16 protein-coding genes and 1 tRNA gene are annotated in these 20,792 nt (G+C 73.3%); 7 read left to right on the top strand and 10 right to left on the bottom strand.

Going from position 1 to position 20,792, the window contains the following annotated elements:
* Positions 1-123: 123 nt before the first annotated feature.
* The gene (locus ACI79K_RS14320; RefSeq protein WP_456600019.1) at positions 124-1,293 is read right to left on the bottom strand and encodes a zinc-dependent alcohol dehydrogenase; all 1,170 of its coding nucleotides are present in this window, start codon (positions 1,291-1,293) and stop codon (positions 124-126) included.
* Entirely contained in the window at positions 1,290-1,745 is a 456-nt protein-coding gene (locus ACI79K_RS14315) for a hypothetical protein (RefSeq protein WP_456589978.1), read from the bottom strand. Before ACI79K_RS14315 ends, ACI79K_RS14320 begins: the two co-directional genes overlap by 4 nt.
* A 111-nt stretch (positions 1,746-1,856) precedes the next feature.
* Here ACI79K_RS14315 and ACI79K_RS14310 point away from each other — a divergent pair, with 111 nt between their 5' ends.
* Positions 1,857-3,650, top strand: a complete 1,794-nt coding sequence (locus tag ACI79K_RS14310) for an acyl-CoA dehydrogenase (RefSeq protein WP_456589979.1) — start codon at positions 1,857-1,859, stop codon at positions 3,648-3,650.
* 69 nt (positions 3,651-3,719) lie between these two features.
* Here ACI79K_RS14310 and ACI79K_RS14305 read toward each other — a convergent pair whose 3' ends face one another.
* A complete protein-coding gene (locus tag ACI79K_RS14305; protein WP_456589980.1) occupies positions 3,720-3,890 on the bottom strand; it encodes a hypothetical protein in 171 nt (56 codons plus the stop codon).
* A gap of 192 nt (positions 3,891-4,082) precedes the next feature.
* Here ACI79K_RS14305 and ACI79K_RS14300 point away from each other — a divergent pair, with 192 nt between their 5' ends.
* Together ACI79K_RS14300 and ACI79K_RS14295 are read left to right on the top strand one after the other, a co-directional pair.
* Entirely contained in the window at positions 4,083-5,591 is a 1,509-nt protein-coding gene (locus ACI79K_RS14300; protein WP_456600018.1) for an MFS transporter, read from the top strand.
* Positions 5,592-5,709: 118 nt separating this feature from the next.
* Positions 5,710-6,750, top strand: a complete 1,041-nt coding sequence (locus tag ACI79K_RS14295) for a YihY/virulence factor BrkB family protein (protein WP_456589982.1) — start codon at positions 5,710-5,712, stop codon at positions 6,748-6,750.
* A 124-nt stretch (positions 6,751-6,874) separates the two neighbouring features.
* Here the strand turns inward: ACI79K_RS14295 and ACI79K_RS14290 are convergent, their stop codons facing one another.
* Positions 6,875-7,606, bottom strand: a complete 732-nt coding sequence (locus ACI79K_RS14290; protein WP_456589983.1) for a hemerythrin domain-containing protein — start codon at positions 7,604-7,606, stop codon at positions 6,875-6,877.
* Between the two features lie 102 nt (positions 7,607-7,708).
* Between ACI79K_RS14290 and ACI79K_RS14285 the strand changes: the two genes are divergently transcribed.
* The 3 genes from ACI79K_RS14285 to phaZ all read left to right on the top strand — a co-directional run bounded on the left by ACI79K_RS14285 (position 7,709) and on the right by phaZ (position 11,586).
* Positions 7,709-8,893 carry an acyl-CoA dehydrogenase family protein gene (locus ACI79K_RS14285; RefSeq protein ID WP_456600017.1) on the top strand — a complete coding sequence of 395 codons (1,185 nt, stop codon included), beginning with the start codon at positions 7,709-7,711 and terminating at the stop codon, positions 8,891-8,893.
* A gap of 121 nt (positions 8,894-9,014) precedes the next feature.
* On the top strand, positions 9,015-10,778 hold the full coding sequence (locus tag ACI79K_RS14280) for a PHA/PHB synthase family protein (protein ID WP_456589985.1): 1,764 nt from the start codon (positions 9,015-9,017) through the stop codon (positions 10,776-10,778).
* On the top strand, positions 10,762-11,586 hold the full coding sequence (gene phaZ / locus ACI79K_RS14275) for a poly(3-hydroxyalkanoate) depolymerase (RefSeq protein WP_456600016.1): 825 nt from the start codon (positions 10,762-10,764) through the stop codon (positions 11,584-11,586). Before ACI79K_RS14280 ends, phaZ begins: the two co-directional genes overlap by 17 nt.
* 9 nt (positions 11,587-11,595) lie before the next feature.
* Here phaZ and betT read toward each other — a convergent pair whose 3' ends face one another.
* The 6 genes from betT to ACI79K_RS14245 form a co-directional block, all read right to left on the bottom strand.
* Positions 11,596-13,596 (bottom strand): choline BCCT transporter BetT, encoded by a 2,001-nt coding sequence (betT, locus tag ACI79K_RS14270; protein ID WP_456589987.1) that lies wholly within the window; start codon positions 13,594-13,596, stop codon positions 11,596-11,598.
* A 121-nt stretch (positions 13,597-13,717) separates the two neighbouring features.
* On the bottom strand, positions 13,718-16,375 hold the full coding sequence (locus ACI79K_RS14265; protein ID WP_456600015.1) for a putative bifunctional diguanylate cyclase/phosphodiesterase: 2,658 nt from the start codon (positions 16,373-16,375) through the stop codon (positions 13,718-13,720).
* 339 nt (positions 16,376-16,714) lie between these two features.
* Positions 16,715-17,596, bottom strand: a complete 882-nt coding sequence (locus ACI79K_RS14260) for a hypothetical protein (protein ID WP_456600014.1) — start codon at positions 17,594-17,596, stop codon at positions 16,715-16,717.
* Positions 17,586-17,810: a hypothetical protein gene (locus ACI79K_RS14255; RefSeq protein WP_456589990.1), complete on the bottom strand. Its 225-nt coding sequence runs from the start codon at positions 17,808-17,810 to the stop codon at positions 17,586-17,588. The genes ACI79K_RS14260 and ACI79K_RS14255 overlap by 11 nt, the downstream gene beginning before the upstream one ends.
* Positions 17,811-18,077: 267 nt before the next feature.
* Complete coding sequence (locus ACI79K_RS14250; RefSeq protein ID WP_456600013.1) at positions 18,078-18,644, bottom strand: dienelactone hydrolase family protein; 567 nt, start codon at positions 18,642-18,644, stop codon at positions 18,078-18,080.
* A gap of 44 nt (positions 18,645-18,688) precedes the next feature.
* A tRNA-Lys gene (locus ACI79K_RS14245) sits at positions 18,689-18,761 on the bottom strand.
* A 311-nt stretch (positions 18,762-19,072) separates the two neighbouring features.
* Here ACI79K_RS14245 and ACI79K_RS14240 point away from each other — a divergent pair.
* A complete protein-coding gene (locus ACI79K_RS14240; protein ID WP_456589997.1) occupies positions 19,073-20,572 on the top strand; it encodes a malate:quinone oxidoreductase in 1,500 nt (499 codons plus the stop codon).
* The last annotated feature ends 220 nt before the right edge of the window (positions 20,573-20,792 follow it).

Here is a 20,792-nt window from a genome sequence, read left to right as displayed (position 1 = left end):
CACCGCGGGAGGGGGTCGTCACGCATCGGGCGGGCAGCAGCCCTACGGCGGTGACCCGCGGGCGGACATCCCGGCGGGCAGGATGTCCGCCTCGGGGTCAATGCCGGGCTGCGCCGCCCGCGGTCAGGGCAGGAAGACCGCGCGCACGCAGCCGTCCTCCTTCTCCTTGAACAGCCGGTAGCCCTCCGGCGCCTCGGTCAGCGGCATGACGTGGGTGGCCAGGTGCTCGGTGACCAGCTCCCCGGCCTCCATCCGGCGCAGCAGCTCCGGGATGTAGCGCTGGGCGTGGACCTGGGCGCCGCGGATCGTGAGGCCCTTGTTCATGGCCGCTCCCAGGGGGAACTTGTCCACCATCGCGGCGAAGACCCCGAGGGTGAAGACCGTGCCGCCCTTCCGGCACGCCATGATCGCCTCGCGCACCGCGGTCGGCCGGTCGGTCTGCAGCCGCAGCTGCTGCTTGACCTGGTCGTAGATGCCGGGCGCTCCCGGGGCGTGCGCCTCCATCCCCACGGCCTCGATGCAGACGTCCGGGCCTCGCCCGCCGGTGCGCTCGCGCAGCTCCGCGACGACGTCGGTGGTCGTGTAGTCCACGGCCTCGGCGCCCACGTGGTCGCGCACCTGCGCGAGCCGCTCGGGGATCCGATCGATCACCACGACCTGCTCGGCACCCAGCAGCATCGCCGCGCGGGCGGCCATCTGACCGACGCCGCCGGCCCCCCAGACCGCGACGACGTCACCGGGCTTCGTCCCGGCCAGGTCGGCGCCCATCCAGCCGGTCGATGCGGCGTCGGAGGCGAACAGCGCCCGGGTGTCGGAGACCCCGTCGGGGACGACGAAGGTGCCGACGTCGGCGTAGGGCACCCGCATGAACTCCGCGTGGCTGCCGGCGTACCCGCCCATCGCGTGCGAGTAGCCGAAGCACCCGCCGGGGCTCTGGCCCCACAGCCCCTCGGTGATCCCCGGGTTCGCGTTGCCGTTGTCGCAGAGCGAGTACAGCTCCTGCTTGCAGTACCAGCAGCTGCCGCAGGCCGCGAACGGCGCGACGACGACGCGGTCGCCGACCTTGCGGTTCCGGACCTCCTTGCCGACCTCGACGACCTCGCCGATGAACTCGTGGCCCAGCACGTCACCGGCGCGCATGAACGGGATGTAGCCGCCGATCAGGTGCAGGTCGGAGCCGCAGGTGACCGACTGGCTGATCTTCAGGATCACGTCGTGGTCGTTGAGGAGCTGCGGCTCGGGGACGTCCTCCACCGACACCTCGTTGACCCCGGTCCACGTCGCGGCCTTCACAGCACACCCTCCTTCGCAGCCGATCCCGTCATGCCCTCCAGGGCCGCGCCCTGGGGGGTCGGCTTGCGGAAGCCGTGCGGCTGCGGGTCCACGCGCAGCACCTCACCGGTCTCCAGCCGCTGCTTCGCCTCGCGCAGCGCGGCGCGCAGCTCGCCGATCTCGTCGTCGGTCGGCGTCTCCTTGAAGCGGGCCGCGAGCTCGGTCCCCCTGTCCCCGGGGGCTGCGGCGATGCGCACCTCGACCCGGTCGCCGAAGCGGTCCAGCGGGGGCGGCGGCGACGCCGGCGAACCGACCTGGTCAGGCGCCTTCAGCACGGTGACCGCCCGCCAGCGGCGGGCGGCGGTCGCCGGGTCGTCGGTCACCGACGCCTGCCCCACGCCCGGGATGCGGACGTGCTGCAGGGTGCTCAGCAGCGCGCCTCCGGCGCGGCTGACGATGGCGGGTAGCTCCATGGCTCCTCCTCGGTCGACGACGGTCCCGACCTACCCGCACATGCCGCCGGGGCAACCGGCCTAGTGTGAGGTGGTTCGCACCGCCCCGGAGACCCGCGCCCTGGAGACCTCGTGCCGTCGTCGCTGATCCTGTCCCGCCGTGACCTGGACTTCCTGCTGAACGAGTGGCTCGACGTCGAGTCGCTCACCAAGCGGTCACGCTTCACCGAGCACTCGCGAGAGACCTTCGACGCGGTGCTCGACCTGGCCGAGCAGATCGCCACCGAGCACTTCGCCCCGCACAACCGCAAGGCCGACGAGAACGAGCCGCGGTTCGTCGACGGCAAGGTCGAGCTGATCCCGGAGGTCGCCGAGGCGCTCCAGGTCTTCGCCGAGGCCGGGCTGATGGCCGGCGAGTTCGACGAGGAGTTCGGCGGCATGCAGCTGCCGCACGTGGTCGGGCAGGCCGTCTTCGCGTGGTTCAAGGCGGCCAACGTGGGCACGTCGGCCTACCCGTTCCTCACGATGGGCAACGCGCGCCTGCTGCTGGCCCACGGCAGCCGGGAGCAGATCGACACCTACGTGGCCCCGGAGATCGAGGGCCGCTGGTTCGGCACCATGGCGCTGTCCGAGCCGCAGGCCGGCTCCTCGCTGGCCGACATCACCACCCGGGCGGTGCCGCAGGACGACGGCACCTACCGGCTCACCGGCAACAAGATGTGGATCTCCGGTGGCGACCACGAGCTCACCGAGAACATCGTCCACCTGGTGCTGGCCAAGATCCCCGGCGGCCCGCCCGGGGTGAAGGGCATCTCGCTGTTCATCGTCCCGAAGTTCCTGGTGAACGAGGACGGCTCGCTGGGCGAGCGCAACGACGTCGTCCTGGCCGGGCTCAACCACAAGATGGGCTACCGGGGGACGACGAACACGCTGCTCAACTTCGGAGAGGGCGTGCACAGGCCGGGCGGGCAGCCCGGCGCCGTCGGCTACCTGGTCGGTGAGCCGCACAAGGGCCTCACCTACATGTTCCACATGATGAACGAGGCCCGGATCGGCGTCGGGATGGGCGCGACCGTGCTCGGCTACACCGGTTACCTGCACGCGCTCGAGTACGCGCGCACCCGCACGCAGGGGCGGCCGGCGGGCGCGAAGGACCCGGCCTCGCCGATGGTGCCGATCATCGAGCACGCCGACGTCCGCCGGATGCTGCTGGCCGCGAAGTCCTACGCCGAGGGCGGCCTGGCCCTGGGCCTGTACTGCGCGCGCCTGGTCGACGAGGAGCAGACCGCGGAGACCCAGGAGGAGCGGGAGCGAGCGCACCTCCTGCTCGACATGCTCACCCCGGTCGCCAAGGCGTGGCCCTCGCAGTGGGGGCTGGCCGCCAACGACCTGGCCATCCAGGTGCACGGCGGCTACGGGTACACGCGGGACTACCCGGTGGAGCAGTTCTACCGGGACAACCGGCTCAACCCGATCCACGAGGGCACCCAGGGCATCCAGTCCCTCGACCTGCTCGGCCGCAAGGTCGTCATGCAGGGCGGGGCGGGGCTCGCCCTGCTGGGCGAGACGATCGCCGCGACCACCGCCCGCGCCGCCGGCACGCAGTGGGCCGGCTTCGCCGCGGACCTGGACGCCGCGGTCGCCCGGATGGGAGCGGTCACCGCCACCCTCTGGGGCACCGGCGACCCCGACCTGGCCCTGGCCAACTCCCACGTCTACCTGGAGGCGGCGGGCCACATCGTGGTCGCGTGGCTGTGGCTGGAGCAGGCGCTGGCCGCCGAGGCCGGCACCACCGACTTCCACGAGGGCAAGCGCGCCGCGGCCCGCTACTTCTGGCGCTGGGAGCTGCCCCGCACCCGGGGCTGGTTCGACCTGCTGGAGTCGCTGGACCGCACGGTGCTGGACGCCCGCGACGCCTGGTTCTGAGACGCGACGACGGCGCCCCGCCGCTCCGGGTGGAGCGGCGGGGCGCCGTCGTTCGCTGTGCTGCGGGGGTCAGGCTCGTGCGGCCCCCACGGGCTCGGAGCCGGAGCGCCGGGCGTTCGCGGCACCGCGGGCCGCCCGCTGCTCCTGCTCGTACCGGGCGGTGGACTGGGTGCCCATCGCGATGACCAGGGCCGTCAGGACGAAGAACCCCAGCAGGGTCACGGCCGGCCACAACATCATCAGATCGCTCTCCTCGCAGAACTCGCGGATGCCACCACCGGGTCAGGGACGGCGGCACGTCGTCGGGGCTCACTGTCCCCCGCTCGAACCCGTCTCAATCGTCGGTTCCGGGAGTTCACCTGGCCGGGTGTGATCCGATGCACAACCGTTACGCGCGCCGAGCGGGGAACCGCGGCGTGGTTGCATCACAGCGTGTCCGAACCCACAGCAGCTCCGGCGGCCGGCACCGGTTCCGGCACCCGTCCCGTGGCGTTGGTCGTGGCCCTCTCCCTGGGCGTCACCACGCTGTCGCTGCTGCAGAGCCTGGTCGTGCCGGCGCTGGGACGGATCGAGGAGCAGCTCGGGGTCTCAGCCGGGGCCGCTGGCTGGGTGCTCACCGCCAACCTGCTCGCCGCCGCCGTCCTGACCCCGGTGCTCGGCCGGCTCGGCGACCTGAAGGGCGAGCGCCCCGTCATCCTCGGCATCCTGGTCGCGGTCGTGCTGGGCACCCTGCTGATCGTCCTGACGGAGTCCCTGCCGCTGCTGCTGGCCGGCCGGGTCCTGCAGGGGGCGTCCTACGGCCTCTTCCCCCTGTCGATCAGCGTCCTGCGACGGGAGCTCCCCGAGGCCCGGCTGAGCGTGGCGATGTCGGTGGTCAGCAGCACGCTCGCGGTGGGCGGCGTCGTCGGCCTGGTCGCCACCGGGCTGATCACCGGCGACGACGGCGACTACCGGCACGCCTTCTGGCTGGGGCTGGGCATCGCCCTCGTCGCCCTGCTGCTCGCCGCCTGGCTGCTCCCCCGCCGCCGGGTCTCGGCGAGCGGCCGGGTCGACTGGTGGGGCGCCCTGGTGCTGGGCTTGGGCCTGGTGCTCCTTCTCCTGCCCCTCTCCCAGGGGCACACCTGGGGTTGGGCCTCACCGGGCACGCTCGGCTGCCTCGCCGGCTCGGGCGTCGTCCTGACCGCGTGGGTGGCGCTGCAGCGGCGCACCGCCGAACCGCTGGTGCGCCCGTCCATGCTCGCCGACCGGCGCACCCTCGTCCCGAACGTGGCCGGCCTCATGAGCGGGATCGCGCTGTTCGCCTCCTTCCTCGCCGTCCTGCAGTACGTGCAGGCCGACCCGGAGGTCACCGGGTACGGCTTCGACGCGAGCGTGCTGGAGGCAGCAGTGGTCTACCTGCTGCCCGGCGGGGTGGTCGGCATCCTGCTCGCGCCCTTCGCGGGCCGGGTCGTCCACCGCCTGGGCGGCCTGCCCACCCTGACCGCGGGCGCCTCGTGCGGGGTCGCCGGCTTCGCCCTGCTCGCCGGGGCACGCGGCGAACCGTGGCTGGTGATCGTCGCCGGCCTGCTCACCCAGGTCTCGGTCACCGTGGCCTACGCGGCGCTGCCCGCGCTCGTCGTCGACGCGGTCCAGGAGGAGGAGACCGGGGTGGCGAACGCGGTGAACTCGATCGCCCGCTCGGTCGGGCAGGCGCTGGGCAGCACGCTCGCCGTCACGCTGATCGCGGGCAGCATCGACGCCGCCACCGGGTTGCCGCGGACCATCGCCTTCACGCTGGTCGCGCTCGTCGGCGTCGGCGCCTCGGTCGTGGTCGTGCTCGTCGCGCTGCTCGGCATGCTCGCCGACCGCCGCGGCGGGCGAGGCCGCCGCGATCCGCTGGCGGAGGTGGAACAGGCCACCGCCGGGGCGGGCGAGTGGTCACCGGTGTCCGGGGTGCGCTGACCGGGGCACGGGCGCCGGTGAGAGGTGTGGCCGGACCGTTACCGGCGCGTCCGGCATGGAACGAGTTCGTCCGGGGCATCGACAGGCGCGACCGCCCGCGTCCCAGGAGGACTTCTTCATGGCCCGACCCACCGGCTCGTCCAGCCGCACCAAGGCTGAGACGCGCTTCACCGACAACCGCGCCGGCGGCGATCCCGCGCCGCAGGACGACAACATCAGCGGCACGCGGGCCGATTACGCGCCCACCGGCGCCGATCCGAAGCCCACGACGGGCGGCACGCTCAAGCGCGCGGCCAAGGAGTTCAGCGAGGACAACCTCACCGACTGGGCCGCCGCGCTGACCTACTACGGGGTGCTGGCGCTGTTCCCCGCGCTCGCCGCCCTGGCCGCCGTCGTGGGTCTGTTCACCAGCCCGCAGCAGCTCACCGACGCGTTGACGCAGGTCGTCCCGCAGTCCGCGGCCGAGACCATCAGACCGGCCATCGAGGACATCGCCGGCAACACCGCGCCCCTGGGCTTCGCCCTCGTCCTCGGTCTCCTCGGTTCGCTGTGGACGGCCTCCGGTTACGTCGGCGCCTTCACCCGCGCGGCGAACGTCGTCTACGAGACGCGCGAGGGGCGCAAGGTCTGGAAGCTCAAGCCGCTGCAGATCCTGATCACCCTGGTCGGCATCCTGTTCGCGGCGCTGCTCGTCGCCATGCTGGTGCTCAGCGGCCCGGTGGTCGACGCGGTCGGCCAGGCGATCGGCCTGGGTGACACCGTCCTGACCGTCTGGAGCTGGGCCAAGTGGCCGGTCATGCTGGTGATCCTGGCGCTGATGATCGCGGTGCTCTACTACTCGACGCCGAACGCCAAGCTGCGCGGCTTCAAGTTCATCAGCCCCGGGGCCGGCGTCGCCATCCTGGTGGCGGTCGTCGCGTCGGCCGCGTTCGCCTTCTACGTGGCGAACTTCGGCAGCTACAACGCCACCTACGGGGCGCTCGCGGGCGTCGTCATCTTCCTGATCTGGTTCTGGCTGATCAACGTCTCGCTGCTCTTCGGCATCGAGCTCGACGCCGAGATGGAGCGCACCAAGGAGCTGAAGGAGGGCGTGCCGCGGGCGGAGAAGGAGATCCAGCTCGACGCCCGGGACGAGCCCGACGACAAGCAGACGACCTGACCGGACTGCCCGAGTGCGACGTAGGCGCAGCACGCACTGCGGCTGACGGCCCCCTCCCGCTGCGGGAGGGGGCCGTCGACGTTCATCGGGCGAGGCCGGGGCCGCCCGGGCTGCGGCGCGCGGCTCAGCGGCTGGTCGGCGGCCCGTCGCCGCGCCGGGCCAGGGGCACCCGCTCCACCACGCCGGCGACGGCGGCCAGGCCCTGGCTCACCGCCCGCCCGGCGGGGGCGAACCGGTCCGGCACACGGCGCACCCCGGCGTCGACGACGTCGCGGGTGCGGTCGATCAGCGACAGCGGCAGCCCGGACAGCGCGTTGCCCGGAGGGCGACGGGAGACGGTGGGGTGCGGGCGGGTGGGCGAGATCCGCCGCATCACCGCCCAGCGCCGGCCCAGGGCGCGGAGCTCCTCGGGGTTGAGCGCCTCCTGGAGCCGCGGGAACATCACGTCCTCCTCGTCGCGCACGTCCTCGCGGAGCACCTCCACCAGCCGCCGCAGCCGCGCCGGGCGCTCGGGGTGGTCCAGGCCGTCGCGCTCCAGCGCGCTGACCAGCTCGTTGACCTCCTGGTGCTCCTCCTCCACCTGCCGCGTGAGGGCGTCCCCGTCGGGCAGCGCCCGGCGGATCACCGGCCAGAGGACGGTCTCCTCCGCGAAGGCGTGGCTGAACACCAGCCGGTCGATGCGGGTGAGCACCTCCTCCTGGGCGGCGCCGGTCGTGCCGTCGAGCTCGTGCAGCAGCCGGTCGAGCTCCGCGTGGTCGCGGCGCTGGCGGACGAGCACGCTGCCCGGCCCGCCCAGCTCCTCGACGGTCTGGTCGGCGATGGAACGCATCAGGAACTCCTCCGGTCGGTCGGTCACCTGGTGTCCTGCCCCCGGTGGGCCCGCGGCACGCCTGGTTGCCACCACGACCCCCGGGTAGGTGCGGACCACCGTTCCCCGATCCAGGAGGCCCGAGCCCCCATGAGCAGCGAACCGTCGACGATCACCTCCGACTTCTACGACCTCGAGGCGCTGCTCGACGACGACGACCGGGCGCTGCTGCACCGGGTTCGCACCTTCATGGACGAGCAGGTGACGCCGGTCATCAACGAGTACTGGACCCGCGCGGAGTTCCCCCGTCAGCTCATCCCCGCCATGGCCGAGCTGGGCATCGCCGGCGTCTCGCTCCAGGGCTACGGCTGCCCGGGGCGCTCATCCCTGCTCGACGGCATGATCGCGATGGAGCTCTCCAAGGGCGATCCCTCCATCTCGACGTTCATGGGCGTGCACGGCGGCCTGGCCATGGGCTCGATCTACCTCTGCGGCTCAGAGGAGCAGAAGGAGCGCTGGCTCCCGGCGATGGCCCGCATGGAGCTCATCGGCGCGTTCGGGCTGACCGAGCCCGACCACGGCTCCGACGTCGCCCGCGGCCTGCAGACGACGTGCCGCCGGGACGGCGACGAGTGGGCGCTCGACGGCGAGAAGAAGTGGATCGGCAACGCCAGCTTCGCCGACCTGGTCATCATCTGGGCGCGCGACGTGGCCACCGAACGCGTGTTGGGCTTCGTCGTCGAGCAGGGGACGCCAGGCTTCACCGCCGTCGACCTCCAGGACAAGATCGCGCTCCGCGCCGTGCAGAACGCGCACATCACCCTGGACAGTGTGCGGGTGCCGGAGGAGAACCGGCTGCAGGAGGCGCACAGCTTCCGGGAGACGGCCAACGTGCTGCGCACCACCCGGGCCGGGGTCGCCTGGTCGGCGGTCGGGTGCTCGCGCGGCGCCTACGAGCACGCGCTGCGCTACGCGCTGGAGCGCGAGCAGTTCGGGCAGCCCATCGTGGAGTTCCAGCTCGTGCAGGACCTGCTGGTGCGGATGCTCGGCAACATCACCGCCTCGGGGGCGATGTGCGCCCGGCTGTCCCAGCTGCAGATGGCGGGCACCATGACCGACGAGCACGCGTCGCTGGCCAAGGCCTTCTGCACGATGCGCATGCGCGAGACCGTGGGCTGGGCCCGCGAGCTCATGGGCGGGAACGGGATCCTGCTGGAGAACCACGTCGGCCGGTACGTCGCCGACGCCGAGGCGATCTACTCCTACGAGGGCACGCGCGAGGTGAACACGCTCATCGTCGGCCGCGGCGTCACGGGGGCCAGCGCGATCGTCTGACGGGCTGCGCGCACGGCCTGCCGGGTACCGAGGGCTGTGGTTGAGTGGTCGGGGTCACACACTGCCCCTCCCAGGGGCCGGCGACGTCGCCGGCCCGGGGAAGCGCACGAAGGGAACCGCCATGGCCCAGCCCGCGACCGAACCGGACCGGACGGCCTCCACACCCACCGCCGGCCGCCCCGAGAGCGACCTCCCCGCCGGGACCCCCGAGCAGGCCGCCGAGGCCGCTACGGGCCTCGACATGGTCCTGGTCGACGCCGCCCGCGGGCCGCTGCGCCGGCTGGTCCCGCCGGCCGGCACCGCGCTGCGCTTCGGCTCGGCGCTGGCCCGCAAGCCGGACGTGGTGGCCCGCCGCGGCGGGGAACTGGCCCGCGAGCTCGGCAAGGTCGTGCTCGGCCGCTCGGAGCTCGCGCCCGGGAAGAAGGACAAGCGGTTCGCCGACCCCGCGTGGAGCGGCAACCCGCTGCTCCGGCGGGCCATGCAGGCGCACCTGGCGACGGCGCGGGTGGCCTGGGAGCTGATCGAGGACGCCGACCTCGACTGGCAGGACGACGAGCGGATCCGGTTCACCGCCACGAACCTGGTCGACGCGCTCGCCCCCAGCAACGTGCCGGTGCTCAACCCGCTGGCCCTCAAGGCGGTCATCGACACCGGCGGCAAGAACGCCGTCGAGGGCGTGCGGCGGATGGTCAAGGACCTGGCGAACCCGCCCCGGGTGCCGTCGATGGTCGAGCCCGACGCCTTCACCGTCGGGGAGGACCTCGCGGTGACGCCGGGGGCCGTGGTGTTCCGCACCGATGTCTTCGAGCTGATCCAGTACCGGCCGACGACGGAGCGGGTGCGCGCGGTGCCGCTGGTGATCGTCCCGCCGACGATCAACAAGTACTACATCACCGACCTGGCGCCTGGCCGCAGCATCGTGGAGCACTACGTGGCCAGCGGCCAGCAGGTCTTCATGATCTCGTGGCGCAACCCCGACGAGCGGCACGCAGACTGGGGCCTGGACGCCTACGGGCAGGCGGTCCTCGACGCGATGGACGCCGTCGAGCGGGTCACCGGGCAGGAGCAGGTGAGCGTCCAGGCGTTCTGCTCCGGCGGCATCATCACCGCGATGGTGCTGGCCCACCTGGCCGCGACCGGCCGGCAGGACCGGGTGCGCGCGGCCAGCTACGCCGTCACCGTCCTTGACTGGGCCCGCGCCGGCACCATCTCCGCCCTCATGGACGAGGACGAGGTGCAGGCCGCCACCGAACGCTCCCGGAAGAAGGGCTACCTCGACGGCGCCCAGCTGGCGGAGGTGTTCGCCTGGCTGCGACCCAACGACCTGATCTGGAACTACTGGGTCAACAACTACCTGCAGGGCAAGCCGCCGCCGAACTTCGACATCCTGTTCTGGAACGCCGACACGACCCGGATGAGCGCGGCCCTGCACCGCGACTTCATCGAGGTGGCACTGGGCAACGCGCTGACCGAGCCCGGCCGGGCCACCATGCTCGGCTCGCCGGTGGACCTGTCGGCGGTCACCGTCGACTCCTACGTCACCGCGGGGATCGCCGACCACCTGTGCCCGTGGCAGGCCTGCTACCGGACCACCCAGCTGCTCGGCGGGGAGAGCCGGTTCATCCTCTCCACCAGCGGCCACATCGCCTCCCTGGTGAACCCGCCGGGCAACCCGAAGTCCACCTTCCAGGTGGCGGGCGCCACGCCACCCGACCCCCAGGAGTGGCTGCGGTCGGCCGAGACGGTGCAGGGCTCCTGGTGGCCGGACTTCATGGCCTGGCTCGGCGAGCGGTCGGGCGAGGAGGTGCCGGCGCCGGCCGAGCTGGGTGGGAACGGCCTCGAGGTGCTCGCCGAGGCCCCGGGCACCTATGTCTTCGACAAGTAGTCGGGAGGTCGTCCGCAGCCTCACCGTCGGGGGCCGGACGCTCCGGACCGCCGTGCGGCCGGGTACCGACGACGCGGTGCCGCCGCTGCTGCTGATGAACGGCATCGGCGCCAGCCTGGAGGTGCTGCAGCCCTTCGTCGACGCGCTGGATCCCCGGCGCACCGTCATCCGGTTCGACGTGCCGGGCGTGGGCGGCTCACCGCCACCCGTCGTCCCCTACCTGCTCTCCACGCTGAGCCCCGTGGTCGCCGGGCTGCTGAACCGGCTGGGCCAACACCGGCCGGTGGACGTCCTCGGGCTGTCCTGGGGCGGAGGGCTGGCCCAGCACTTCGCGGTGCAGCACCGGCGCCGCTGCCGGCGGCTGGTGCTGGCCGCGACGGCGACCGGCTCCCTCATGGTGCCGGCCCGCCCCGCCGTGCTGGCCCGCATGCTGACCCCGCGGCGGCACCGCGACCCGGAGTACGCCCGCGAGATCGCCGGCCTGATCTACGGCGGGACTATGCGCACCGACCCCGAGCGGGCGGCGGCGGCGCTGCACACGCACACCCGGGTCGGCCCGAAGCGCGGCTACTACTACCAGCTCGCCTCGAGCACCGGGTGGAGCAGCCTGCCGTTCCTGCGGCTCATCCGGCAGCCGACGCTGGTGGTGGCGGGGGACGACGACCCGATCATCCCGGTCGTGAACGCCCGGGTGATGGCCCGGCTGATCCCCCGGGCGCAGCTGCACGTCTACCGCGGCGGGCACATCGCGCTGGTCACCGAGGCCGACGAGCTGGCCCCGGTGATCGAGTCGTTCCTCGACGGCTGACCGGGCGGTTCAGCCGCGGGCGGCCGCGGCGGCGACGTGCTGCTCGAAGCGGTCCATCACGTCGTCGATGAGCTGGGCGTGGGTGTAGTTCATGACGTCGTAGCCGCCCGCCCCCGCCGGGCTGCCCGGCTCGACCTGGACGTCGAGCCGGGAGGCACCCGGGTCCGACGACGGCCGGGCGCCGTCCCCGCGGCGCGGCGGGCGGCTGGGCCGGATGCGGTAGCGGAACGGCGCGCCGCCGTCGGCCTGCGCCGTGAGCTCGACGCAGGGCGCGCCGGAGTCGTCGACGGCCCAGTGCATGTCCGACTCGACCTCCCGGGCGCGCAGCTCGGCCGCGGCCTCCGCCAGGGCCGGCCGCGCCGTCTCGTGGAGGTACTGGTCGACCCGCTCACGGCCGGTGGGGACAGGTGCCCGGCGCCGTCGCAGCCGGGCGCGCCGCCGCGCGGCCGGCCGGCCGGAGGGAGCGATCCGGTGGCGGTTGACGGCGCGATCGGCCTCGCTGCGCAGCGCGCGGTGCAGCCCGACCATCACCGCCACCATCACGAAGGCGAAGGGCAGGCCCATGATGATGGTCGCGTTCTGGAGCGCGGGCACGCCGCCGACCAGCAGCATCGCAGCGGTGAGCACGCCGGTCACGACCGCCCAGACGATCCGGACGCCGGCGGCCGCGTCGTCCTGCGGCCGGCGCAGCCGCGAGGACAGGTTCGCCATCACCAGCGCGCCGGAGTCCGCGGACGTCACGTAGAACAGCAGGCCGATGAAGGTCGCGATCGAGGCGATGAACGGAAAGGCCGGGTAGTCCGCCAGGAGGGTGTAGAAGCCCCGCTCCGGGATGTTCATCGCCGTCTCGCCGAACGCCGCATCGCCCTGCCGGATGCGGTCGATGGCGCTGTTCCCGAAGATCGACACCCACATCAGGATGTAGCTGAAGGGCAGCAGCAGCGTCCCGGCCACGAACTGGCGGATCGTCCGGCCCCGCGAGATGCGGGCGAGGAAGAGCCCGACGAAGGACGCCCAGGCGATCCACCACGCCCAGAAGAACAGCGTCCAGCCGTTCAGCCACTCGTCCGGCCGGTCGTAGGCGAAGGTCTCCATGGTGAGGCCGGGGAAGCTGCTCACGAAGTCCCCGACGTTCTGGACCAGCCCGTTGAGCAGGAACGCGGTGTTGCCGGTCACCAGCACGAAGCCGGCCAGCCCCAGGGCGAGGACGACGTTGAGCTGGGAGAGCCGCTTGATGCCCCGGTCGACACCGCTCACCGCGGACACCGTCGCCACGCCCACGGCCAGGGCGATCAACCCCAGCTGCGCGGCCCGGCCCTCGGGGATGCCGAACAGCACCGACAACCCGTAGTTCAGCTGCACCACACCGATGCCCAGCGACGTGGCGACGCCGAAGATCGTGCCGAGGACCGCCGCGACGTCCACGGCGTCGCCCAGCGAGCCGTGCACGCGCCGGCCGAAGATCGGGTACAGCACCGAGCGGATGGCCAGCGGCATGTTCATGCGGTAGGCGAAGTAGGCCAGCGCCATCCCCATCAGCGCGTACATGCCCCAGCCGTTGATGCCGTAGTGGAACAGCGTCCACACGGTCGCCTCGCGGGCGGCCTCCACCGTCTCGCCCTCAACCACCGGCGGGGCCAGGTACTGCGTGACCGGCTCGGCGACGGCGAAGAACATCAGGTCGGTGCCGATGCCGGCGGCGAAGAGCATCGACGCCCAGGCGAAGGTGCTGAACTGCGGGGTGGAGTGCTCGGGGCCGAGCTTGACCTTCCCGTACCGCGAGAAGGCGATGGCCAGGACGAAGACGAGCACGGCGGTGGCGAAGGCGATGTAGAACCAGCCGAACCACTCCGACGTCCAGCCGACCAGGGAGCCGATCGTCTCCGCGGCCGACGTCGGGGTCGCCGTCGCCCAGAGCGCGATCGCGAGGACGCCGGCGACCGAGCCGTAGAAGACGCGCCGTTTGATCCCGGAGCCCGCGTCGGGGGACCGGGTGCCGGGCTCGCTCATGCCCGCTTCCCCCACTCTGTCGCGAGGTGCGCTGCCGACGTCTTCGATGTGCCGCTCACCGGCCGGATGGTGGCACACCCGGCGGCGTGCGGCAGCCGCACGGCAGCCCGGGCCGACGGGCTCAGGTGGTGGGGGCGGCCGTCTCCTCCCGGCGCAGCAGCGCTCCGGCCTCGGCCGCGGGCAGCGGCCGGGACAGCAGGTAGCCCTGCGCCCGGTCGCACGCCTGTGCCCGGAGCCGCGCCATCTGCGCGTCCTCCTCGACCCCCTCGGCGACCACGGTGAGACCGAACGTGTGCGCCGCGCGGATCATCAGGGCGACCAGTTCGAGGTGGGCGGGCTCCCCCGACGCCACGAAGCTGCGGTCGATCTTCAGCGTGTCCACGGGCATGTTCCGCAGCTGCCCGATCGAGGTGTACCCGGTGCCGAAGTCGTCGATGGCGATGCCGACGCCCATGTCCCGCAGCTCGGTCAGGTGGTCGTACGCGGCCGGGTCGTCCACCAGCACCGTCTCGGTGACCTCGAGGACCAGCAGCCGCGCCGGCAGCCCGGAGGTGGCGAGCGCGTCCGCGACGTCGGTGACCACCCGCCGGTCGGCGAGGTGCCGGCCGGAGATGTTCACCGCGATCGTCGGCTCGGGCCGCCCCGGGGCCACCGGGAACTCCTTCCGCCACTGCGCCAGCTGACGGGTCGCCTCCTGCAGCACGAAGCGGTCGATGTCCCCGACGAGGCGGGACCGCTCGGCGACCGGGATGAACTGGTCCGGCGGGACCGGGCCGACGCCCGGCCGGTCCCAGCGGACCAGTGCCTCGTACCCGGTCAGCCGGTCGGACGCCAGGTCCATGACCGGCTGGTAGACCAGGTGCATCTCGCCGCTGGCCAGGCCGTGGCTGATGGCCGCCTCGAGCTCGGCCTGCTCGGTCAGCTGCAGCCGGAGCGTCTCGTCGAAGATCTCCGCCCGGCCCCGGCCGTGCGCCTTGGCCCGGTACGCGGCGGTGTCGGCCTCGGCGAAGAGCACGTCGGCGTCGGTGCCGCCGTCGCGGCTGATCGCCACGCCGACGCTGGCGCCGACGCCGACCGTCAGCGCCCCCACCGGGATCGGCTCGCTGACCGAGGCGATGAGCCGCTCGGCGAGGTCGATCAGGTCGTGCTCGGCGTGCACCGGCTCGACCAGGACGACGAACTCGTCGCCGCCGAGGCGGCAGACGACGTCACCCGGGCGCACGGCCGCCCGGAGCCGGCCCGCCACCGCGCGCAGCACCTCGTCGCCGGCCGCGTGGCCGTGGCCGTCGTTGACGGCCTTGAAGCCGTCCAGGTCGATGAAGAGGAGACCGGTCATCTCCCCGGACCGCCGGCCGCGGTGCAGGGCCGAGGTCACGAGGGTGAGGGCCTGCGCGCGGTTGGGCAGCTCGGTCAGCGGGTCGTGCGTGGCCTGGTGCGCGAGAGCGAACTGCAGCTCCTCGCGCTGGCGCACCGAGGTGACGATCGCCTTGACCGAGGCGTGCACGACCTCGCCGAGCGGGCCGGGCAGGGGCTCGTCGAGGAGCGCGTCGTCGAGGTCGCCGCGGGCCACGGCCTGCGCCTGGTCCTGGATCCGGCGCAGCCCGGCGACGGCCGACCCGAGCGCGGCCGAGACCGTCCGGACCTCCCGCGGCCCGGCGACCTCGACCGCCACCAGCGATCCCTCGCTGATCTCGGTCGCCTGGGCGGCGAGCAGGCGGAGCGCCCCGGTGACGCTGCGGCCGAGGACGAAGGCGCCGAGCAGCGAGGCGACGAGCAGGCCGGCTCCCATCAGCAGGACGAACTGGAGCCGGTCGCCGGCGCGCTCGAGGTCGGCGGCCACGAGCTGCCGGGCCTCGTCGACCGCCGTCCCGACCAGCTCGGCCAGCATCGTGCTGCGGTCCTGGCTCTGGAACAGCACGGTGACCAGGTCGCTGAGCGGCATGGCGGCGCCGCCGTCGTCGGTGAGTCCCTGCGCGAGCAGGCCGTCCAGCTGGGTGACGACGTCGGAGGTGCGGACCTCCTCCCAGGCATCCCGCAGGCCCTGCCCCGAGACAGTGTCCATCCGGCGCTGGGCGTCCAGGTAGTCCAGCCACTGGGTCTCCCAGGCGGTGCGGGAGCCGATCAGCTCGTCGCCGCCCTCGGCCAGCAGGGAGCCGATGAAGAGGGGCATCTGCCGGCCGGCGGCCTGCGCCAGCTGGGCCACGGTCTGGACGTCACGGATGGCCCGCAGCGTGTTCCCGGGCACGCCCTCGGAGGTCGCTGCCGCGGCGGCCGCCGCCTGCGCGTTCATGAGGTCGTTGGAGACGCGCAGGAACCGGAGGTGCAGCGCCTCGATGTCCAGCCGGCCCGCCTGGTCGGCCTGGCGCAACTCCGCCAGGTCATCGGCGGCACGCGCCGCGGCCGCCGCCCCGACGGAGCCCGCCGAGACCCGGGCCAGGGCCTGGTCGGTGACTGCTCGCGCACGAGCCGCCTCGTCGATCGCGGTCTGCCGCTGGGTGCGCAGGAAGAACTCGGGCAGCCCGAGGGCCGCCGCGGCCGCCGGATCGCCGATGACCGACAGCGACAGGACCGGGATCATCTCCTGCTCCACACCGCTGCGCGCGGCATCGAGCAGGGCCAGCGCGCGCACGGCGACCTCGGCACGCTCCGCGCCGGCGACCTCGGCCGCGCGCGCCTGGGCCGCCGCGACGGTGAGGACCCCGACGCCGACCATGGGCAGGAGCACCAGGGCGATCAGGTACCGCCGCAGCGGGAACCCGCGCCGTCGCCCGCTATCCACGTCCTGGTGTGTGCGCACGCTGCTCCTATCGGGCCGTGATCCACGGCACTTGAGGTCGGTCCCCACCCGTCCAGGTGAGGTGACACGGGCAGGGGGGCACAGGCAGTTCGCAGGCGCTGCCGAGGGAAACCGTCAGACCTGCCGGGGATGCTCACGGCACGCCCCAGCCCCGAGGAGATCCGTGATCGACCTGGCCCCCCGTCCCACCCGCCCGCAGTCCGCGCGCCTGCCGTCGGCCGGCGCCCGCCTACCGGCCCGCTTGCGCCAGCGCGCCGTGCTCGTGGTGCCACCCGTTCCGGGGGCCGACCGCCGGGAGTGACACCGGTCCGCGCCCCCGGGTCAGCGGGCTGGTGCCGTCACCAGGTGGCACCCGGGGGAGCCGAACTCCTCCACCTCGAAGCCCATCAGCCGCAGCACGGTGACGACGGCCGCGGTCATCGACCGCTGCACGGCGGCCTCCATGGCACCGCCACGGGCCTGGTGGACGCTCATCCGGTCGTGCTGACGCCAGGTCACGAGGACCCCGGCCGAGTCCGGGTGCGGGGTCAGGCAGACCCCGCCCACGGCGTGCCCCACGCCTTCCCGGCCGTCGCAGTCGTGCAGGGGCAACCCGGCCTCGAGCAGCGCGGCGGTGACGTCGACGGCCAGCGTGGTCAGCACGTCGTCGTCGTCGGTCATGAACGGGTCCCAGTCCTCCGGGAGCAGGTCGAGCTGGTCCCCCAGGTCGGCCAGCCAGTCGCGCTCCTCCGCCGACTGCCGCCGGACCACGCCGCCGTCCGCCCGCCGACCGCCGTGGACGACCCGCGTGCGGTCGGTCAGGTCCTCGGCCAGGCGCGCCCACTCGGCGTCGAGCGAGTCCGCGAACGGACCGGCCACCGCCGCACCGTCGTGCTCGTCGACCAGCCACCAGCCGGTCGCCCCCGTGGTGTCGGGGAGGCTCCGGCCGGCCGGGTGGGTGGCCAGGCCGACAGCCGCCCGCTCCGCCCCGGGCTGCCCGGCCGCATCGCCGGAGGACTCGACGCCTGCGGCGTCAGCGGCCGCGCGGGCGGCCGCGCCCTGGCCGGCGGGCTGCGGCGCGTGGACGGTGGCGCGGTGCGCCCGCACCGCGTTGCGCTCGAACTCGTACCGGGCGGTGGAGCTCGCGGCCAGGACGACGACGAGCGCGATCAGCCCGCAGCACCCCAGCAGCGGCCCGGCGATGGCCAGCAGCTCACCAGGCACGCCAGGCCCCCTGCGGCCCCGCGCCCCAGGACGCCGCGCGGTTCGTCCACTCCTGCACCCGGGCCGCCCACCCGGGGTGCGGTGGGCGCACCACCGGTGGCGCGGGGACCGGCTCCTCCACCATCAGCTCCCTGAGCAGGTCCAGACCCGGGTCGTCGAAGACCTCGCGCAGGGGGAGGGACGGCGTGCGGACAGGTGATGCGGTGGCGTGCACTGGGGGCTCCTCGCAGGTGGTGCTCCGCGGCTGGGAAGCACCGCGGATGACCCGAAGGCTAGGGACGACGGGCCCCCGCGAAGGCCGCTCGGACCGGTTCCGGGCCTGACCCGTGTCCGTTTCGTTGCGGAGCGGGGCCCGGGCGCGCGGTGACCCCTTCCCCGGGACGCCGACCTGTCGACAAACCACCCGTTCGCGAGCGTGGCGGGGGCCGATGGCCGGGTCGGTCATCCCGCCGCGGACCCGGCGCGCCGGCGTGTCGCGGGTCTACCGCAGGCCGGCGAGGAACGCCCGCACGCGCTGCGCCAGCAGGGCGGCCGCACCCGGGTCGTGGTCGGGCAGGCTGCTGTCGCTGAACAGGTGCCGGTCGCCCGGGTAGAGGAACAGCTGCGCGCCGTCGATCGCCTCGGCGAGATCGCGCGCGACGTCGACGTCCCCCCACTCATCGGCGTCCATGACGTGGAACTGCACCGGCACGCCCGCGGGCCAGTCGTCGGCGAACTCGCCGAGTGGGACGGCGGCGTGCATCAGGACCGCGCCGGCGGCCCCCGGACGGGTCTGCGCCAGCAGCTGCGCCGGCATGACCCCGAGGGAGAAACCGGCGTAGACCAGCCGCTCGGGCAGCTCCGCGACGGCCGCGCGGCCGCGCTCCAGCACCGTGCCGAAGCCGATCTCCTGAGCGTGCGCGACGCCGTTCTGGAGGGTGTCGAACGTGCGCCCCCCGTACAGGTCGGGCGTGTGGACGACGTGCCCGTCCGCGCGCAGCTCATCCGCGAACGCGACGACCCCGGGCGTCATCCCCTGCGCGTGGTGGAACAGCACCAGCTCGGCCATGGCGGCACGCTAATCGCCGGGGCTGACGGATGGACGCCCGACGGTGGGCCCCGTGGGGATCGAACCCACAACCCGCGGATTAAAAGTCCGCTGCTCTGCCAGTTGAGCTAGAGGCCCGGGAGCGCGCGACCGATGGGCCGGCGGCACCTGGCGGAAGGCTACCGCCGGGTGCGCACCCGGCCCCGGCGCCGGCACCGTGCACTCGGCCGAGCAGCCGCGGAGCAGCGCCGGCGAGGTCCGATCGGGAACTGCCGGGTCGGCCCACGCATCGACCCCGGCGCACCCGGTCATAACCTTGAGGAGCCGCACCCACGAAGCGCGGTGACATACCTCATACGCCCGCGATCGCATGTAGCGGCCGAATCCGGCCGACGATCGTTGAGGAGGCGCTGCGGCGCCGGGCCGAGCACACAGCCAGAGAGGCAGACGTGACTTCCGAGCGCAGCGTTCCCGACAGCGCGAACCCCGACGTCGTACTCGTCGGCGGCGGCATCATGAGCGCGACCCTGGCGCAGCTGCTGCAGGTCGTCGCCCCCGAGTGGAGTGTCGCGGTCTTCGAGTCGGGCAGCGCCGTCGCCGCCGAGAGCTCGGGGCCCTGGAACAACGCCGGCACCGGGCACGCCGCCCTCTGCGAGCTGAACTACACGCCTGCGGGCCCCGACGGCCGGGTCGACCCGAGCAAGGCGATCACGATCAACGAGCAGTTCCAGGTGTCGCGCCAGTTCTGGTCGCACCTGGTCCGCGCCGGCATGACGGGCTCCCCCAAGGAGTTCATCTCGCCCGTTCCGCACCTGAGCTTCGTCACCGGCGAGCAGGGTCGCACCTACATGCGCAACCGGTACGCCGCGCTGAGCGCCCAGCCGCTGTTCGCGGGGATGGAGTACACCGAGAGCCCGGCGGAGATGGCCGACTGGCTGCCGCTGATGATGGAGGGGCGCGACCCGGAGCAGATCGTCGCGGCCACCCGCTCGGTCGCCGGCACCGACGTCAACTTCGGTGCCCTCACCCGCCTGATGCTCGACGACGCCGCCACCCGCGGGGTGAACGTCCACGTCAACCAGCGGGTGGACGCGCTCGAGAAGGAGAGCGACGGCCGCTGGAAGGTGACCGTCCGCGACACCCAGACCGGCGACCGCGTGACGATGCGCGCCGGCTTCGTCTTCGTCGGCGCCGGCGGCGGTGCCCTGCCCCTGCTGCAGAAGGCCGGCATCCCCGAGATCCGCGGCTTCGGCGGCTTCCCGGTCAGCGGCATGTTCCTGCGCTCCCGGTCCCCCGAGCTGGTCGGCCGCCACCAGGCGAAGGTCTACGGCCAGGCGGCCGTCGGCGCCCCGCCGATGTCCGTGCCGCACCTGGACCTGCGGCTGATCGACGGCGAGTACTCGCTGCTGTTCGGGCCCTACGCCGGCTTCTCCCCCAAGTTCCTCAAGGCCGGCTCGATGTTCGACCTGCCGAAGAGCGTCAAGCCGAACAACCTCGGCTCCATGCTCGGCGTGGCCCGCACCGAGATGGCGCTGACCAAGTACCTGATCGGCGAGCTGATGCAGACCCGGTCGGCCCGGCACCGCACCCTGCAGGAGTTCGTGCCCACCGCCGAGCAGGGCGACTGGGACATGGTCACCGCCGGCCAGCGGGTGCAGGTCATCAAGCAGGACCCGAAGTCGGGCAAGGGCGTGCTCCAGTTCGGCACCGAGCTCATCGTCGGCGGGGACGGCAGCATCGCCGGCCTGCTCGGCGCCTCGCCCGGCGCCTCGACCGCCGTCTCGGCGATGCTGACCCTCCTGGAGCGGTGCTTCCCCCAGCGCATCGACGCCTGGCGCCCCCTGCTGCAGACGGCGATCCCGTCCTACGGCCACTCGCTGAACGACGAGCCGGCGCTGCTGGCCCAGGTACGCGCGGAGACCATGCAGACGCTGGAGCTCAACGGCTGATCAGCGGTAGCCCGCTCGACAGCACGGCAACGCCCGGGGAACCGGTCCGCGCAGGACGGGTTCCCCGGGCGTCGTCGTCACAGCACGCCCAGCACCAGGAGCAGCAGGAGCGTCAGCAGCGCCGAGATCAGCAGCGAGCCGAGGCAGCCGAGACGGCTGGAGAACAGGAAGAACATCCTCGGGAGTTGCCCGCGCGCCGACGGACCACACCTCCTGTGCA

The sequence above is a fragment of the Blastococcus sp. SYSU DS0616 genome, from assembly GCF_054051015.1.
The sequence above is the reverse complement of the archived record's forward strand: the minus strand, read 5'-3'. Positions and strand labels throughout refer to the sequence as shown.

What these genes read in the sequence shown, in the direction of transcription:
- ACI79K_RS14315 (WP_456589978.1), bottom strand. Translation starts at nt 1,745, where the DNA reads ATGGAGCTACCCGCCATCGTCAGCCGCGCCGGAGGCGCGCTGCTGAGC.
- ACI79K_RS14305 (WP_456589980.1), bottom strand. Translation starts at nt 3,890, where the DNA reads ATGATGTTGTGGCCGGCCGTGACCCTGCTGGGGTTCTTCGTCCTGACG.
- ACI79K_RS14295 (WP_456589982.1), top strand. Translation starts at nt 5,710, where the DNA reads ATGGCCCGACCCACCGGCTCGTCCAGCCGCACCAAGGCTGAGACGCGC.
- ACI79K_RS14285 (WP_456600017.1), top strand. Translation starts at nt 7,709, where the DNA reads ATGAGCAGCGAACCGTCGACGATCACCTCCGACTTCTACGACCTCGAG.
- ACI79K_RS14280 (WP_456589985.1), top strand. Translation starts at nt 9,015, where the DNA reads ATGGCCCAGCCCGCGACCGAACCGGACCGGACGGCCTCCACACCCACC.
- phaZ (WP_456600016.1), top strand. Translation starts at nt 10,762, where the DNA reads ATGTCTTCGACAAGTAGTCGGGAGGTCGTCCGCAGCCTCACCGTCGGG.
- betT (WP_456589987.1), bottom strand. Translation starts at nt 13,596, where the DNA reads ATGAGCGAGCCCGGCACCCGGTCCCCCGACGCGGGCTCCGGGATCAAA.
- ACI79K_RS14250 (WP_456600013.1), bottom strand. Translation starts at nt 18,644, where the DNA reads ATGGCCGAGCTGGTGCTGTTCCACCACGCGCAGGGGATGACGCCCGGG.